This is a genomic window from Bradyrhizobium sp. (assembly GCF_036009065.1).
GTDB lineage: Bacteria > Pseudomonadota > Alphaproteobacteria > Rhizobiales > Xanthobacteraceae > Bradyrhizobium.
Window position 1 is genome coordinate 1 of record NZ_DASYMN010000128.1, and the last position, 1,690, is coordinate 1,690.

The 1,690-nt window shown below is 64.3% G+C and carries 3 protein-coding genes; all 3 read right to left on the minus strand.

All coding sequences use genetic code 11. From position 1 onward, the window contains the following. On the minus strand, nucleotides 1-503 hold a 503-nt coding region (locus tag VGP39_RS07900), incomplete at its 3' end, for a TIGR03619 family F420-dependent LLM class oxidoreductase (protein ID WP_327567550.1). A gap of 59 nt (nucleotides 504-562) precedes the next feature. Then, nucleotides 563-1,516, minus strand: coding sequence for a TIGR03619 family F420-dependent LLM class oxidoreductase (locus VGP39_RS07905; protein ID WP_327567551.1), 954 nt, complete (start codon nucleotides 1,514-1,516; stop codon nucleotides 563-565). Further along, nucleotides 1,510-1,690 (minus strand): hypothetical protein (locus VGP39_RS07910; protein WP_327567552.1); only part of this gene is annotated, 181 nt, incomplete at its 5' end. The genes VGP39_RS07910 and VGP39_RS07905, both read right to left, overlap by 7 nt.

Sequence of the window (1,690 nt, forward strand, 5' to 3'; positions counted from 1 at the left end):
TTGTCGAATTTCACAAACTCGCCGGCGAAGCTGGCACCGTCGCTTGCCCACAATGCGCGCATGGCCGCGACATACTCATCAGCGCGCTTGCCGCGACGCTCGAAAGGAATGCCGAGCGCCTCGAACTCCTCTTTTAGCCAACCTACCCCGATGCCGAGTTCGATCCGGCCGCCGCTGAGATGGTCGAGCGTGGCGACCTCCTTGGCCAGCACCAGCGGGTTGCGTTGCGGCAGGATCATCACGGCCGTCATGAAGCGCAGCCGCGTAGTGGCGGCAGCGACCCATGTCAGCCAGATCAGCGGATCGGGAAATTTCATCGATGGACCGCCCGGCAATCGGCCGCCCGGCGCATAGGGATAGACGCTCGTATAGTTGTCGGGAAACACGACGTGCTCGACAGCGAACACCGAATCGAAACCGGCCGCCTCCGCCAGCCGCACCAGACGGCGCGCGCCGTCAGGATCCGAGAACGCGATGTTGCCGAAGTGCAGGGCGAATTTCATGATAGCCGCTCCTTCCCGGATCGGGCGGCGCGTTCGATCGGCGCCTTCCAGACGCCATATTAGACGAGCGGCAAGACCTCGGCCCTGAATTTGTGCATACCCGTGAGGACTTCGTCGGCTGTCGAACCGCCGAATCCGAAATCGATGCAGCCGACCCCAATGTCGCGCAGCGACCGGATGTCGGCGGCAACGAGCGGCGGCGGACCGGCGAACAGGCGGTGTTCGCCATCACCAGCCTGTGGCGGCGCGCGCTCGCCGAACTGCGTGCATCGCAAGCTCAGGCCGACCGCCTTGGGATCGCGACCCGCTTCGGCGGTCATCTTGCCCAGCCGCGCCACCTGGGCCTTGAAACGCGTCAGGCTATCGAGCGGATTCTGCGGGTTGGTACCGATCGGATACCACGCATCGCCGATGCGGGCAGCACGTCGCAGCGCCGGACCGCTCTCGCCTCCTACCCAGATCGGCGGATGTGGCTTCTGCACGGGCTTCGGCTCGAAACCGATATTGGAGAATCGGACATGTTTGCCGTGGAACTTCGGCGCATCCCTCGTCCAGAGTTCGACGAAGGCGCGCACATATTCGTCGGTCACTGTTCCACGCGCATCGAAATCCGGCGCGTCGATGGCCTCGAACTCCTCGCGCATCCAGCCCACACCGACACCGAGCGTCAGCCGGCCACCCGAGAGAACGTCGATGGTCGACAGAATCTTGGCGGTCAACACGGCCGGTCGATGCGGCACTACCATGACGGAGGTCACGAGACGCAGGCGCGTCGTTTTCGCGGCAATCCAGGCGATCTCGGTCAGCTGTTCGTGCCGCTCGCCACCGGCGCCGCTGGGGAATTCCCCGGAGGCGCTGTAGGGATATTCGGCCGCGATCGCGGTCGGAATCACGACGTGGTCGCTGAACGTCGCGTAGTCGAAGCCCATCGCCTCTCCGCCAACCACGATCTTCGCAAGGTTATCCGCGACCGACAGGGGTCCGGCGGTCGGTGCGTTGAAGCCGATCAGCATTTGTTGCATCCTCCCCTGCATTGCATCGTTCTCGTCGATGCGACATCATGAGACCGCCAGCGGGTGACGGCAAGCAGGTTCCATGCGACCCTTTGCGGGCGGAGACGACGGATCATGACGGCGGCCAGTAGACAGGCGAGGCGGTTCGACACGCCGCTGGCCGAACTGATGGCG

Excerpts from the sequence above, each read along its gene's own strand:
- VGP39_RS07905 (WP_327567551.1), bottom strand. The coding sequence starts at position 1,516 with ATGCTGATCGGCTTCAACGCACCGACCGCCGGACCCCTGTCGGTCGCG.